The organism is Bdellovibrio sp. HCB2-146 (assembly GCF_047345725.1).
Taxonomy (GTDB): domain Bacteria; phylum Bdellovibrionota; class Bdellovibrionia; order Bdellovibrionales; family Bdellovibrionaceae; genus Bdellovibrio.
The window spans coordinates 1,249,354-1,264,127 of the sequence record NZ_JBLEQP010000001.1; the positions used below are offsets into that span (position 1 = coordinate 1,249,354).

Here is a 14,774-nt window from a genome sequence, read left to right on the forward strand (position 1 = left end):
CCCTTCCCAAAAAATCTAATTTCGAATCTCGAATCTCTAGTTTCTAGCGCCCGCTAGAAACTGAAGCTGGCACACGTGGCGAGTTCACTTCTTGTTTTTCAATCGCCGTGATCTTGTTATGGATCTCTTGTGCTTTCTTTTTATCGCTCTCTAAATCCGCAGCTTTGCGATACATCTTCTTCGCTTTATCCACCATAGATTGCTTGTAGTAAGCATCGCCCAAGTGTTCTGCGATTACGCTCACGTTGGATTGATACTTGTGAGCTGCTTCTAAAAATTTAACCGATTCGCTGTACTTGCTTTGTTTGTAAAGGATCCAACCCAATGTATCTAAGATATAGCCATCCTTTGGATCTAATTCCAAAGCACGACGAGCAAGCTTTTCCGCATCTGGAAGATTGATTCCCAGTTCAGCCCATGTGAACGCCAAATAATTCAAACCTTGAACATGATCAGGTTCAATCTCAAGAACCTTCTTCATCTCAGCGACAACTTTTTCTTTATTACCAACACGATCTTGCAAAGTTCCGTAATAGAAACGGATCTGCGCATTGCTTGGGAACTTCTCAAGGCCTTGCTCCAAAATTCCAATAGCGGCTTTGAAGTCACCTTTTTCGTCGAGCAACGAAGCGTACATTGCATAGATTTGTGGTTGGTCTTTACGCTCTTTCAAGCCTGCAGAGATTGTTTCTAGCGCATCTTTTAAACGACCTAAGTTCTTTTCGATGTAAGCCGCATGAACTACGGACTCACCATAATAAGTACTCGTCACAGGAATTTTCTTAAATTCGCGAAGCGCTTTTTCTTGTTGGCGAGTTTCTTCGTAAACCGCTGCCAAGTAGAAACGGATTTTGTCAGACTCGGGCGCATCAGCCAAAATTTCTTCAAGCTTTTGTGTCGCAAGAGCGTAGTTTTTTTGCTCAATCAAGATCAGCGCCATCTTCATTTTAACATTCAATGGTTCATCTGAGTCTGTTTCTACAACTTCAAGTTGCTTGTAAGCATTCTCGTAGTCGCCTTTTTCGATATATGATTGCGCCAACACTTCAGCCACTTTCGGGCTTGGTGTATTTTCTTTTTGGAACGTGCGGTACAGAGCCAAAGCTTTCTCTTCTTGTTTTTCTTTTGTGTACATCATACCCAAAGACAAAACTGCATCTGCAAAGTCCGCTTTTAATTCCAATGATTTTTTGAAAGCTTTTTCGGCAAGCTTATTTGAAGCCGGTGTGTTTTCGTCTAAACGCACGCGTCCAATGTAGTAATAAGCTAAGTGTGGAGATTGGTATTCTGAATTTTTCGTCAACGTCTCAAAGTACTTCACAGCTTTGTCTGCTTGTTTTTGCTCTGAGTACAACGCACCGATATAAAGCGGTGCTTCTGTGTTGGATGGTTGAAGCTTCATCACGGTGTTGTATTCAGCCATCGCTTTTGGATAAAGTTTCATGGATGAGTACAAGCCACCGAGCAACAAGTGTGCGTCCACGTTCTTGGCATCTTTCTTCACAGCTTCTTCCGCTTGTGACAAAGATTCTGCGACCAAACCTTGCTTCAAATACTCTGCTGCTAGGCGCATGTTCACCATGGGAGAGTTTTGGTCATAAACCAACACCATCTTGAATGACTCAATTGCTTTTGCTGGATTGCCCTCAAGACTGTAAGCCTCAGCCATCGAGAAATAGTAATCCGCCTGAGTTCTCATGTAGAGCGGATCTAAAGTTGCTTTTTCATCTTGAACTGTGACCGGAGGAGTTAAACTGGCTGGAGCTCTGTTTTTGTCGTCGAAAGACGCTTCGTAGTAAGGAGCTTTATCCGTATCATTAGATGACGTGAAGGTCGCACAGGCTGTGAGTGTCATCAAGACAGGGGTCGCCAATAATACGGTCCGAGTGAATGGAAACATGAAATCTCCTTGGTCACTTGGCTGATCGGCGCATTTCGAGAATTGCTTGACGGCTCAGAGCCCAGTTTCAGACTTGGGTCGAGGTATAAAAATCACTTCTAGTTTTGAGTCACACTCAGAATGACGCCGAGATCATCGCCGGCATAGTTGGGTTGGGTCTCGAGGGGTTTAGATTCATCATCGAGATCGGAAGTTTCGGGTTTTTGATTCGGGCCTTTAGACCAGACGAGGATGCGGATCTTTTTCGTGTCGCTGCCAGACAGAATGCGATAGTTGAACGGTTGTCCCCAAGGATCTGTGCCCATCGTTCCCGTTGAGCGAAGAGGCTCTGACTGGGCCGAAGCCGGCATACGGGAGTTACCTTTGTCGAAATACACCTCTTGAGAACGAGACGCTTCGCGGTAAATTTGTACAACTTGGTAGCCTACGACCTCTGCTTTTTGCAGTGCGTTTTCGGAACTGGAATCCTGCACCCGCTTATTCCAAGGAGTGGCAATAATAAGACCAGAAACGCCGACCAAACCCAACAGGGTTAAGACGCCTGACGACCTAAGCTCTTGTTTTTCTTGATTTTTCATCAATCTTATTCCCGTCCCTGAAATGCTCTTCTTTCTATTTCGGAGACTTTCGACGAAAACTTTAGACAAAGGTCTGTAAATTTTTTTTAAACTATTACCGGTTTTTTCGCAGGCGCTTCTCAAAGGGGGATTTCTTGACGCTGAAAGTCTTTTCTTTTGATTTGAGGACCGCTTGACAACATGTGGCGGCAGGGATAGGTTGCGCCCATCGACAAGGGGTCTGCTGAATACTTTAGCAGGATATCCTCTTGAAAATTTTGGGATAATTTCAAATTGGGAGGCACTTTGATCAACCAAAACGAAACAATGACATCCAAGCCAAACTCTAAAGTTAAAATCATCAAGCGTTATCAAAATCGTAAACTCTACGATACTCAACAAAGCTGCTACGTCACTTTGGACGATATCGCAAAAATGATCCGCACTAACGAAGAAGTGATGGTTATCGACAACAAGTCTAAAAACGACATCACAGCTGCAACTTTGACTCAGATCATTTTCGAAGCAGAGAAGAAAGCATCTCAATACGCTCCTCTTTTCACACTTCGCGAAATCATCCAGAACGGTAACGGCAGCATCTCTGGTTACTTGGCTAAGCTTGGCGCGTTCCCTCAGGACTACATGACTAAGCAACAAGTAAACACTGTTGTTGAGACTTCTTCTGACAGCTCAAAACAAAACTTGGAAAACCGCGTTGCTACTGCAGCAACTCGTTACAACACAGATACAACTGCGAAAGTAGCTGCTGAAAAAGCAACTGTACTTCCAGGTCTTCAACAAGACGAAGAAACTCCGAACCTTCCTGGATCTTCTTTGTTGAACACATAGTTTTCTCTTGGAGAGCAAACTTCAAAAGGCTCAGCTTAGGCTGGGCCTTTTTTTTTGCTTAGAATGTGCGCCACACGACGAATTTTTTAGTGCCCGCCTTCACTTCGACTTCACGCTCGAGCGACACATTGGTGATAGGGCGGCCCGCTTCATCAGTTCCTAAAAGTTTGATCTTATATTTGCCCGGCTTAAGAGGAACGCGGATTAATTGAATTGTTTGTGGCAAGAATGACCACTGGCGGAGATCAGCACGGTCGGCAATATTCATCGCAATCCATGCTAGCTGCCCGAGGGTTTTATCTTGTTGCGCGATTTGATCCGAAACAACAGCCTTGGTCGCGATTCCCGCCACACGCTTCGCAATTAATATTCCATAGTCTTCCTTCAGCGTTTGCATCGCGGCTTGCTCAACATCGTAAACTTCTTTGCTGAGATAGCCCTGGCCTGAACCGACAGACTCCCCTTCAATCATCAAGAGAGATTTCGTGACGTTACTGCGGGTTGGAATAAGTTCTGGTAAACGGTATTCATTTTGTGCCGGCATCTTGCGTGGGCCCCAGCCTTGTTGGTGCAGAATCACCAATTCGCCGTACTGCTTGTCATACCAGTTGGGATTTTCAACGACCGACGGAAATTTCTTTTTCCAGTCTTTATATGTATCCATACGACGCGCGTTCTTAGCTGAGCGAATCAGATCTTCTTGCAGCATCGGAATTGATGGGTCGATTTTGTAAGCTTCTTGGTAAGCGATATAGGCATCGTCATAATTTCGATTGGCTTCCCAGATCAATGCCGACAGATACTTACTGAAGGAATTCATCTCGAAATTTTTCTTTTCGTCTGAACGATACTTTAAATACTTTTCGTTGATACGACGAGCTTCCACCAAGGCATCGTCTAATTTTCCCATCTCCAAAAAATTCATCGCGATGTAGGCATTGATGAAAATCTTTTCGAAGGTGTCGCCTTTGTACTGACTCATCTCTTCGTTCAAAATCAAAGAGCCTGAGATTTTTGAAAGAGAATGATAGTCCACCAGGTCCGCAAGACGATCGGCTTTCATAAAGGTTTTATTACTTTCATCCAAGCGGCCCGCGACTTGTAAAGCCGTGCCGTAGTCTAAGAGATAAACCAATTGATCGCGATTATCGGTGGATGCCAGGGGCTCGAGGTCATCGAGAGCTTTTTGATACTCTCCTCGCTCAAGAGATTGCCTTGCCCCTCCGATTTTTCCTTGGTAGGTGGCGCAGCCGAGACTAGTAAAGACGAAAAAAAGACCCACAAGTGCTGTGAGTCTTTTTGAAGAGTTTAGCATTTAATTAAAGGCCAACTGATTTCTTTTTAAATGTTTTACGGATTTGTTTCTGATCCGACCAAACGATCATGCTTGATTTCAAGTTCGTGAGGTTCAAAGTCAATTTGTAGTAGACAGTTTTGTCTTTGCCGACTTCTTGAACGATTGAATCCAAACGACCGTTGATGATGAAGTCTGCACCGATTTGTCCGCCCGGACCTTTTTTCGTTGCTTCTTCAACCATTCCTGAATTTTGGTAGTTGTATTCATCAGCGATATCGCCACGAGCTTCTTTATCAATGAAGCCGACTTTGCCAGATTTCATCAAATCAACACGAACCATGTCCATGATGCTCTGAGTGTCGATGTGTTCGCTTGTTTTGTTTTGAAGATTCGTCACCATCACAACTGGCATTTTACCTGGCTTATTGATGTGTGGAGATGTTGTCAAACTTGCAACCAAGTCCGCCACTGCCTTTTGCATATCCGTTTCGGACCATTGATCGTTCAACAGATTTTCTCTGTTCACGTCGTCGTAGTCACCTTTCGTGAAAGCTTTCGGACCACAGTTAGTCAGTGTCATCGCTGCGAGGATTCCTGAAATTGCCAATAAGAACTTTTTCATGTGTTTTTCCTTGTAAACTGTCTGTTTCAACAATCAAAAGTCTATGCTGTTGGCCGTTCCAGTGCAAGATCTGACCTAGGACTGCCGTCCCAAATTCGGCCATCAGATCTGCGTTAATCACTCCCGCTTAAATGCGATTTTTGCACTGAGCAAAGTCATGATCGAAGTGTCCTCAAGCCACCAAGCATTTGAAGTTCTCAAGGAAAATGAAAATCCATTTGCAGAAGAACTTTGGATTATCGCTCTCAACGCGCAGATGAAAATGATTCATAAAGAAATGATATTTCGCGGCACTGCAGACCATTGTTTGATTCATCCTCGCGACATTTTTCGCATTTTGATTATCTGCAATGCGAGTTCCTTCATAATGGCACACAATCACCCCAGCCAGGACGTTACGCCCTCCCCGCAAGACCTTACACTCACTTACAAAATTTTTCAGCTAGCCACGATGCTTCAGATTCCGATACAGGATCATCTCGTATTTACGAGTCAAAAATACTTCAGCATGGCCGATCACGGATATTTTAAGAAATGGAAGAAAAGTAAGAAGAAATTTGAAATTTATCTTACTGAGTAGCGCCGCCGCCGTAGTTCCCCATATTGCCGCTCGGATTGCGGATTGGAGTGACGGAAATCACTCGACTTAAGTCTTCACTCAGCTTCACACGGTAACCGCCGCGACGAGCGTTTTCAACAAATTGGCGAGCGTATTCTTCACGGTAAGCTTGATTGTATTCGTTGGATTGTTCAATTGCGTAGAGTTCAGCCTGCACAACTTCTGCTGGAGTCGATGGATCTTGCGCGTGCTTTTCTCCGCGCCCTAAATCATTGGCAATTTCATACACACGTTGATCGGTTGAAAGATCCAACTCGCGATTGGAAGGCACGTAAGCTTTTTGTTTTTCTGCAGCCCTGAAACGGTTTTCAACGTCATAGGCATCAATTGCCGCGCGCCGTTTTTCTAAATTGATTCTTTCATTCGTCATCATCAGATGGCGATTCACAGACCTTTGATATTCAGCTGATTTCGTTTGCGGAGCCGCACCAGAAACGGATTTCTTTTTATCCGAACCCAAAGACATAAAGATCAGCATCCCCGCTCCAATAAAGAGCAAGAGGGCAATGAGCATAGATCTGTCTTTCTGCGACTTCTCCGACGACATATATAGATATCATCGGAAATTCGTGGACGACTCTAAAGAAAAACTAGAGCGACTTCTCATTCTGAGACAGTCTAGTGGATCTTTTCTTTAGTGGGTGGATAAACTGGAATGACGACAATGAACTCTGTACCTACACCTTGTTCAGAGCGGGCTTGGATTTCGCCACCGTGGTTTTGAATAATACCGTACGAAATACTTAAGCCCAAACCTGTTCCTTGCCCCACTCCTTTGGTTGTAAAGAATGGATCGAAGATTTTCTCGAGGGTCTGTGCTGACATTCCTTTGCCGCTATCTTGAATCGATACTTGCACCCAACCGCGCTTGTCTTGAGAACCTTTGTGCGTTTTCAATGCAACAGTTGAAATCCAAATATGTCCCGCACCATCAATCGCTTGAACCGCATTGGACAGGATATTCATAAAGACCTGATTGATCTGGCTGGCATAACAGTGAACCAACGGAATCGGTTCGTATTGACGATGAATCTCAATGCGGTTTTTAATTTCACCCTGCAAAAGATTAAGCGTCGTATCCAAGCTCTGATGAACATCGATCTCTTGCAGTTTTGCTTCTTCTAAGCGAGAGAAATTTCTTAAACCCAAAACGATGTCGCGCGTACGACGAGCACCATCTTGGCAAGAGGCAATCAGCTTCGGCATATCTTTTACGATATAGTCGAATTCATATTCTTCTTTGAGTGCTGGCAAGTTCGATGGATTTTTCTCTGCGGCATTGGCAAGATCTATCAACTTGTCTGAGTACTCTTTAAGATGAGTCATGTTGCTGTAGATAAATCCGATGGGATTATTCAGTTCGTGCGCAACACCGGCCACCAGCTGACCTAAGCTGACCATTTTTGCAGAGTGAACAAGCTTGGTCTGAGTTTCTTTCAGCTCTTTATTTGCAGATTCTAGCTCCGCGATTTTTTTGCGAAGATCCGAACGGGCTTGCCAAATCTTCTTACTCATCTCGTTGAAACTTTCCGTGAGAAGACCGATCTCGGTGTCATTTTTAACCGGAATTGTAACTGCTTGCTCCTGGGATTCGAAAGACTGCAGAGCCTCAACTAGCTCATAAAGTGGTTTTAACACCCATGAAGATGTCACCAAAATCGTCATGATCAACAGTAAAATAACCGCGCCAACGACCGTGATAAATGCGTAGTTCACGTTTTTAAGAACAGCTTTGGCTTCGCTTTTAGACGCACCAAGTGCGACGTAAAACTTTGTCTGACCCCATTCAATTGGATAGATCAAGAAACCATAAGGCACGCCACGCACATTCAAATCAAAGAATGGATCGTTGCCTTTAAAATACGGACGGAAGAAATCTTTCTTGTAGAGGTAAAAATCAGGATGACTGGCCACTACGACTTGGCCTAAATCTTTGAAAAAGATCATTTCTAGTTTCAAGCGAAGTTTGAGTTTGCTAACGAAAGCCTTGTTGAGATCCATCACTTGCTCAACATAGCCAACTAAACGACCACTGGTGCTTGTCACTTTTGAAATCAGGATCAAATTGATTTTTTGATTTTCACGGAATTCTGCAAGTCCAACTTCTTTTCCGTCTTTAACTTGCGCCATGTAAGTTGCGGATAGAAAAACTGCATCTTGCGAAGGAACGAAGCTGCGAACATTGTCTTTGTCGTCTTTAAAAACCGATGAAAGCATACGGCCTTCGCGATTAAAGAACGTCAAACTGGAAACAGAGTCGCCTTTGATTAATTGAGTGCCGATCTGACGAAGAGTCGCACCGTCCCCGACTGTCATATGATAAATCAAGCTCGGGTCACGAATATAGCGGTCCCGTTTTTGTTGCAGGATATTTTTTTGATCTGCTAGAACAACACCGATTTCGCGGGCATTACCACTCAAACGTTGCGACAACTCATGGTCGATCGCCTTTTCGTATTTGAGCATGGAGTAGCCAGTTACGAAAGCCAGAGGAATGATCGAAAACAATCCGAACCAAATAATCAAAATGGTTCGAAGCGATCTTTTTGGTTTTCGTCTCAGTGTCTTCACTTTTTATCTTCATCCACAGTTAGGATTAAACGAATGATCCCATCTGGCATTACGCGTGGATGCTTTTCCTTTGTAAGTTGCGGTTTCCCGTGAGTACTGAGGAAGTTGAGCAAATCTTGGTAGCGCGCTTCGGGGATCGTAAAGTGATAATACATGGAGTTCGGAGTCTTTTTCCATCCTAGTTCCACGGCCCCGGCTTTTCGTCCACCTAGTTCGGCAATTTTGTCGGTGATTTTTGCACCCGTCACATTCAGGTTGGTAACAGCGATTTCTCCCCGATACAGGAATCCACCACCAGTTGCTGTCGCTGTTGTGCTTGTCGGTTCAGGACTTGGCTCCGCTTTTGGTTTTGTTTCAGCTTTTGCAACAGGAGACGGCGAAGCAGCCGGTGAAGCTTTCGGTGCAGGAGTTGGTGTTGTAACTTTCGCGTCTGCAGCAGCAACTGTTGGTTCTGGCTCTGCGTGTTTGCCTGTTTTAATTCCTTCATCGACGAACTGAGGTTTTTCCTCAATTACTGGAGCTGCAGTTTCAGTTTTAGAAACCTCAGCTAAGATCACATCTTTAGCCCCTGTCGACATTCCCAATTGTACTACTTTTTGCCAAGGTGTGATGGTTAGGACAACAACAATGGCAGCTACAACCACCAAGGCCTCAAGTCCCCATTTCAATCCTTGTGGCCAACGATCAAATTGGCTCTTTTGCAAAAGCACTGTGAGATAATTTGAAGGAATTCCGATTTGTTCGATGATCGGTTGAGAAACAACGGTCTCAGATAATTTTTCAGCATACTTCAAACCAACTTCGATCTTGCTAAGATCCAGTTGGGCATCGCGGGAAAACTTCACGTGATCGGCAACCGCGGCGTGGCGCTCTTGATCCAGATTTCCCATCAGATAATCGTATAGAAGTTCGTGTCCCACGAATGGCGAAACTTCACGCTTCCCTTTTTTTGAAAGAGGTATCTTATCTTCCTGGTGCGCCATGCTTTGGTTTACTCACTCCCTGAGCCATACTTCCGACCTTACGCAAAGCTCGGCCCAGTCGATAACGAATCGTGCCTGAGGTAATGCCTAATCCTTCAGAAATATCATTGTCGCTGATTTTTAAAATTTTTGACCAAATCACTGTGAGCAATTCATCCTCTGACGCCGTTTTCTGGAACTCGCGCCAAGGACCAAGATCAACCCCTTCTGGGATCAACCAACCTGACTCAATGGAAGTATTAGGACGACCGCGAGAGATACGCGCCTTATAGCGGTTCCAAACGGTTTTCGTTGAAGCTACAAGAGCGACGGAAGGTTTTAATTCAGGATTTTTACGTTTACGTTCTCGACAAAAGACCAGAGCTCGCGCCGCTGCTTCTATGGCTTTTTGATCATCAAGAAAAGCAAAATAGAAGAATAGCGCGATCGACTGTGTTTCGGTCTCTGTCATATTTGAATATCTTAATCTACTGTCAGCTGTCTGAGTAGATCAAGTTGGTCTAGAACTTTACCAGATCCCATAACTACGCAGCTAAGTGGATCTTCCGCGATAGAAACTGGTAATCCTGTTCTTTCACGAAGCAAAACGTCTAGGTTCGCAAGCAAAGCGCCGCCACCTGTAAGCACGATTCCGTTGTCCACGATGTCGGAAGCAAGCTCTGGTGGAGTTTTTTCAAGCGCTGTGCGAACGGCGTCGACCACTTCAGAAAGAGGATCCATCAAAGCATCGTTGACTTGTGAGCTTGTGATTTCGATTGTTTTTGGAGCGCCGGCAACAAGGTCACGACCTTTGATCTCCATTGATTTTTCTTCTTCGAATGGATACGCGTTACCGATTTGGATTTTGATGTTTTCAGCAGTTCTTTCACCGATCAACAAGTTGAATTGGCGGCGAACATAGTTCACGATCGCTTCGTCAAATTTATCGCCCGCAACTTTGATTGATTTACAGTAAACGATACCACCCAATGAAATAACCGCGACACCTGTCGTACCACCGCCCATATCAACAACCATGTTTCCAGATGGCTCTGTGATTGGAAGGCCTGCACCGATTGCTGCTGCCATTGGTTCTTCGATCAAATAAACTTCACGAGCACCAGCTGATTGAGCAGCTTCTTTAACCGCGCGTTTTTCAACTTGAGTGATTCCGTAAGGAACGCAGATGATGATACGAGGGCGGATGAAAGATTTTTTCTCGCCCAAAGATTTTCCGATGAAGTACTTCAACATGGACTGAGTCACTTCGAAGTCGGCGATAACACCGTCTTTGATCGGACGAATTGCAACGATACTTCCAGGAGTACGTCCCAACATGTCTTTGGCTTCTTTACCAACTGCTAGAACGCGGTTTTGCATACCACGATAATTTTTTTGAACGGCAACTACAGAAGGTTCGTCGAGAATGATCCCGCGTCCTTTGACGTAAACTAGTGTGTTCGCGGTACCGAGATCGATCGCGATATCGTTAGAAAAATAATCTTGGACTTTGTCAAAAAAACTCATGCTGAAACTCGCTTCAGATTTAAATTTCAAAGGGTCTAATATCGGTTCAAGTCTAGGTTTAAGGAAAACCGGAGTCAATGCCGATATTTAGACCCTTATGCGAGTTATTTTGACGCAGGTGCGCAGCTCACTACCACGTCGGAGTTCGCAAACTTTCCACGATAGCGGAAATCAAGACCGCCAAAGACAGTTCCTTCAGCTCTCACAGATTTGCCAGAATCAAGATTCGAAGCCACGATTTCCACAACAGAAGTGGATTTCAGGCGGACTGTCACGTTTTCGCCATCACGCGGATTGCGCCAAAGCTCACGAACTTGTGATTGCCCACCATTCCAATTCAAGTACTCATCACGACCGCGGCGTTCATTTTCTCCACCACGCACTGTGCAACGCACTTGGCCTTCATAGCCACGGTCCCGACGGAAAGACGAGTGGCTCTGACACTGAAGTTCGACTTCTTTGTTGCTATAGTGATTTGAAACCGAAAGGTTCACGAAACCACCCAATCCCGAACGAACTGAGAACTGCGAACCGCGTTGTGAAAGTACCAATTTACCTTCGGCGCCCGAACGACCTGATGCTGGAAACAAAGTCCAACGAGCCGTTCCGTACGAATGATCTGTCATTCCGAAAATATCAAAAGTTTGTTCGTAGCGAGGCTCCCAATTAATCGTGCGAACACCCTCACGACGTTGACCTCTAAAAACTTCACCACCACGAGATGTGCGGCGATCATCAATGTCCATCGCTTTTGCCACACAACGAGCTGTCGCACCGTTGAGATTGGAATCGTTATTTTCTGGGTACACTTCACCTGGTGGGGGAACGATTTGTTTCTCGCCACCGCCATCGCTACAAGCAGCCAACGCCAAGGTCGCCAGAGCAAGAGTCGTTAATAAAACCGATTTCATAGGGCCTCCCCTTTTAAGGAATTCCCTAAAAACTACAATTTCTTTGCCAACTCCTTACGGGGATTCAATAGATCTAAGAAAGAAACCACTTACCTTTTTTCAAAAGCAAAACGGGAAGTGTCACTTCCCGTTTCAGTTGAGATTTCATCGGATTTTCGACCTACTTCTTATTTAATGACATGAAGAGAACCATGTTTTTTCTGTTGAAGTCGCGGAACGCACAGATGCGGTCGGAGTGATTGAGGGATTGTTTCATTTGCTCACTCACACCTTTGTCTTCTTTGTGACTGTTCAGGCGTTGGTCGTAGGAAATGTCATAGCCCTTCACATCTTTGAATGGTGTTTTAAGGACCGCGCCTTCACACACGCCTCTCAATCCTGACTGATTATAGAAAGCCAGTGATTGAACACAAAGTTGCGCGCGCAAGTAAGATGACTCATCAAACTCTGTTTGTGGTGCCAACGTGTTTTTGTTGAATAATGGATAACGGTCTGCGTATTTCCAGTAATAAGAGTACATTGAAATCGCCGACCCTGGAGCGCTGGTCAAATCTGGAGCGAAATTCCACGCGTTCGAATGTTTGTATTTATCATAGAAAACGTCCTTCATAAGACGTCGTGAGGAATCCATGGCCTGACTGAAGATGCTCGTGTTTTTGCCGTCGCCGATCATTTTAAGTGAGGCGATATTAGCAATCACGTTGTCTTTCAAAAGATATTCGAGAGCTTGAATATTTCCTTTGTTAATACGAAGAGCCATATTCAAGTCAGATTGAATATTCGCAGGATTTCCGTTGTACATTTGCAGCATGCGATCGAGTGCCGCCATACCTGCTTGGATAAAGATTTCCTTTTGACTCTCTGTAAAGTGGCCATCACGCTTGAGCAATTGGATATAGTCTTGGTAAACGAAGTTCACCAAACGATTCGCTAAGAAGCCGGAACGAGCTTGCATCACCATGAATTGATCAAACACTGTGTTGATAAGGGATTCAGCAGCTTCTGAGGCAGCTGTGATATCCTCAGGTGCAAGCTTGTTAGCATTAATTTTTTTCGAGAAAGTTTTACCGATAGACTCAACTTTGTCGAACGCCGCCATGATAACATCAATGCGGTGCTGAGTATCCATGATGGTAGAAACAATTGATGCATCACCTGTCTCATCAATTCTCGTTTTTACGATATCAAGGTAATCACGCACAACACGAAGACTATCTTTCACTGTGTAATTTACGTCAGTCAAAGCTTCGCCGACAAGAGCTTGCTTATCCACGATGTACCAGTTGCTGAAGTACGCAATAACCGAAATATTCGCGTCACGCCCGAGATCTTGCATGTTACGACCGATAGTTTCAGCAAGTGTCACTGGATCTTGGAACTGTGGAAGTTCTTGATAGTGAGCTTGCAACCATCCGTCGTAGTCAATAGGCGGTAAACCGATGGCTTTACCTGCAACTTGATCCGGCACCTGATCCATACCGATCAAGAAGAACGGAATTTTCAGAGGTGTTTTATTCATGGTGAAGAAATTTGTTTTGTCTGGATTCGAACTGAATCTTCCGCCCGTCATTGCATCTGTAATTGTTTGCACAAGCTTGATAACGGCGTTTTGTTTCGCCTCAAGCGAAGGTAGCTGACGAATTGTCATCAATGTCGAGTTATAAACACCAAGAAGCGACTTCAAACCTTTGTAAAAATCGACCACTTCTTGTTGAATCTTATTCTGGAAATCCGCATCCGTTGGGAGTTTTGGATCCACACCGATTTGGATTTTTTGCATCCATTTTGTGATGTTCGGTACATGCGTATTCAATACGTAATAGCCTAAGAATGGATTCTTAGCTTCAACTTTTTTACCTTGCTCTTGTCTCCACTCGATGTCATTCATGCCTTCTTTAAAGAGACTCATAGCATCGCGTGCTTGGCAGTAAGATTCACTCGTCACTTCCATCAAACAAGACATCGAAGCCAAGAATTCTTGCTGATTCAACTCTCTTAGAACCTTCGAAAATCTGGCTTCACGGAAAACATTTGTCAGCTTGGAAACAAGCTGAGCCATTTGGCTTCCAGTGGAGTCTTGTCCCGAACCGGCAAAAGCAGTTGCAACTTGAATAGTCGATGAAAGAAATTGACCCATTGCTTGTGATTCTTCGCCCATCAAACACTGATCAAGTTGTGGCAAGGTATCGACAACTTTATTTAAAAGCCCAATTCCCGCTTTTGTAGAGCGAGAAATTCTTTGACCAAAATCTTCAAGACGACCTGAGATTTCCGAAGCGCCACTGCTGGCATTTGCGGCGCCAACTTGAGCTGACAATGTCGCTCCTTCGATAGAGCGATTCATCATCAATTGCATGACTTGAGTTTTCATTGCTGGGCTGCTTGTCACAAAAGATCTTAAGGCATCGATCTCAGCAGGAATTTGCGAAAGACGAGTTGAGCGTTTTGGGCTATCCGAAACGTCTTTTAATTGAGCTGCGATCTCATCAAGAGCTTGCTGAGTTGAAACCGCTAAGGCTTTACAGTTTGAATCATCTCTAAGCTGAAGTGTGATTTTACGTAAGTTTTGAGTACCCTGGAGGGCATTTTGAGTCCACATCCCTTGTGAAGCACAAGAACCACCAAATGCATAAGCCGAGGACATCCCCGACCCACCATCTTGGGCATGCACGACCACCGAGGTTGATAAAATCAAAGCGCTAATAAACGCTTTTTTCATACGGACTCCTTCTCGTCTCAAGATGAGACACCGGCACTAACAGCTTAGCTGATGAAGTACCGAGCAAGGAGCGCGCCTAACCTATAGTGTATATAACGAACTTAAGACACCCAAGTGACCAAAATTGCTAACAGTCTGCGGGTTCCTGGTACCTATTCCAGTCCACACTGCATCATCGTCCGCCATTCGCCCGCGATCAAAACTACACGCAACTTTCACACAAGCTCACGTTTTGTATGT

At 44.6% G+C, this 14,774-nt stretch carries 13 protein-coding genes; 2 read left to right on the forward strand and 11 right to left on the reverse strand.

Annotated elements, in window-relative coordinates; translation table 11 throughout:
- Positions 1-43 precede the first annotated feature (43 nt).
- On the reverse strand, positions 44-1,900 hold the full coding sequence (locus tag ACLWOR_RS06145) for a tetratricopeptide repeat protein (protein WP_413939803.1): 1,857 nt from the start codon (positions 1,898-1,900) through the stop codon (positions 44-46).
- A 98-nt stretch (positions 1,901-1,998) separates the two neighbouring features.
- The gene (locus ACLWOR_RS06150) at positions 1,999-2,478 is read right to left on the reverse strand and encodes a hypothetical protein (RefSeq protein WP_413939804.1); all 480 of its coding nucleotides are present in this window, start codon (positions 2,476-2,478) and stop codon (positions 1,999-2,001) included.
- A 285-nt stretch (positions 2,479-2,763) separates the two neighbouring features.
- On the opposite strand from ACLWOR_RS06150, the gene ACLWOR_RS06155 reads away from it, so the two are divergent.
- Entirely contained in the window at positions 2,764-3,306 is a 543-nt protein-coding gene (locus tag ACLWOR_RS06155; RefSeq protein ID WP_413939805.1) for a polyhydroxyalkanoate synthesis regulator DNA-binding domain-containing protein, read from the forward strand.
- Positions 3,307-3,364: 58 nt separating this feature from the next.
- Here the strand turns inward: ACLWOR_RS06155 and ACLWOR_RS06160 are convergent, their stop codons facing one another.
- On the reverse strand, positions 3,365-4,621 hold the full coding sequence (locus ACLWOR_RS06160; protein WP_413939806.1) for a COG3014 family protein: 1,257 nt from the start codon (positions 4,619-4,621) through the stop codon (positions 3,365-3,367).
- A gap of 4 nt (positions 4,622-4,625) precedes the next feature.
- Entirely contained in the window at positions 4,626-5,225 is a 600-nt protein-coding gene (gene lpoB, locus ACLWOR_RS06165) for a penicillin-binding protein activator LpoB (protein WP_413939807.1), read from the reverse strand.
- 157 nt (positions 5,226-5,382) lie between these two features.
- Between lpoB and ACLWOR_RS06170 the strand changes: the two genes are divergently transcribed.
- Positions 5,383-5,805 (forward strand): JAB domain-containing protein, encoded by a 423-nt coding sequence (locus ACLWOR_RS06170; protein ID WP_413939808.1) that lies wholly within the window; start codon positions 5,383-5,385, stop codon positions 5,803-5,805.
- Here the strand turns inward: ACLWOR_RS06170 and ACLWOR_RS06175 are convergent.
- The 7 genes from ACLWOR_RS06175 to ACLWOR_RS06205 form a co-directional block, all read right to left on the reverse strand.
- Complete coding sequence (locus ACLWOR_RS06175) at positions 5,795-6,358, reverse strand: hypothetical protein (protein WP_413939809.1); 564 nt, start codon at positions 6,356-6,358, stop codon at positions 5,795-5,797. The two genes, ACLWOR_RS06170 and ACLWOR_RS06175, sit on opposite strands and share 11 nt — an antisense overlap.
- 104 nt (positions 6,359-6,462) lie before the next feature.
- Positions 6,463-8,415 carry an ATP-binding protein gene (locus tag ACLWOR_RS06180; RefSeq protein WP_413939810.1) on the reverse strand — a complete coding sequence of 651 codons (1,953 nt, stop codon included), beginning with the start codon at positions 8,413-8,415 and terminating at the stop codon, positions 6,463-6,465.
- Complete coding sequence (locus ACLWOR_RS06185) at positions 8,412-9,398, reverse strand: hypothetical protein (RefSeq protein WP_413939811.1); 987 nt, start codon at positions 9,396-9,398, stop codon at positions 8,412-8,414. Before ACLWOR_RS06185 ends, ACLWOR_RS06180 begins: the two co-directional genes overlap by 4 nt.
- Positions 9,379-9,849, reverse strand: a complete 471-nt coding sequence (locus tag ACLWOR_RS06190; protein WP_413939812.1) for a hypothetical protein — start codon at positions 9,847-9,849, stop codon at positions 9,379-9,381. The genes ACLWOR_RS06185 and ACLWOR_RS06190 overlap by 20 nt, the downstream gene beginning before the upstream one ends.
- 11 nt (positions 9,850-9,860) lie before the next feature.
- Positions 9,861-10,904: a rod shape-determining protein gene (locus ACLWOR_RS06195; protein WP_015089392.1), complete on the reverse strand. Its 1,044-nt coding sequence runs from the start codon at positions 10,902-10,904 to the stop codon at positions 9,861-9,863.
- A 104-nt stretch (positions 10,905-11,008) separates the two neighbouring features.
- Positions 11,009-11,815 carry a hypothetical protein gene (locus tag ACLWOR_RS06200; RefSeq protein WP_413939813.1) on the reverse strand — a complete coding sequence of 269 codons (807 nt, stop codon included), beginning with the start codon at positions 11,813-11,815 and terminating at the stop codon, positions 11,009-11,011.
- Positions 11,816-11,975: 160 nt separating this feature from the next.
- A complete protein-coding gene (locus ACLWOR_RS06205) occupies positions 11,976-14,534 on the reverse strand; it encodes a hypothetical protein (RefSeq protein ID WP_413939814.1) in 2,559 nt (852 codons plus the stop codon).
- Positions 14,535-14,774 lie beyond the last annotated feature (240 nt).